This is a genomic window from Staphylococcus sp. HMSC061G12, assembly GCF_001838465.1.
GTDB classification, from domain to species: Bacteria; Bacillota; Bacilli; order Staphylococcales; family Staphylococcaceae; genus Staphylococcus; species Staphylococcus simulans.
This window is the reverse complement of sequence record NZ_KV837177.1, coordinates 1-212: the sequence shown is the minus strand read 5'-3', so window position 1 is coordinate 212 and position 212 is coordinate 1. Positions and strand designations below refer to the sequence as shown.

Here is a 212-nt window from a genome sequence, read left to right as displayed (position 1 = left end):
GTGTTGTGCAAAGTTTCTAGATTGTAATAAAATGGACAAGCTACAGCAGTATTTTTTTGACTATCAAAAGTAACAGGCATTTGGATAACTAGATACTCACTGGCACTGCTAACTTCTTGTCCCTTGTCATCTGACAAGTATACTCGACTAATCTGACGATCCTTACCTGCAGTCCCGACTAGGAGCTTATCAGCGATAACTCCTGACACTTT

Annotated in this window: 1 protein-coding gene; it reads right to left on the bottom strand. The window is 40.1% G+C overall.

Translation table 11 applies throughout. The annotated features are described in order from the left end of the window. On the bottom strand, positions 1–212 hold a 212-nt coding region (locus HMPREF2937_RS13905; protein WP_218970115.1), incomplete at both ends, for a hypothetical protein.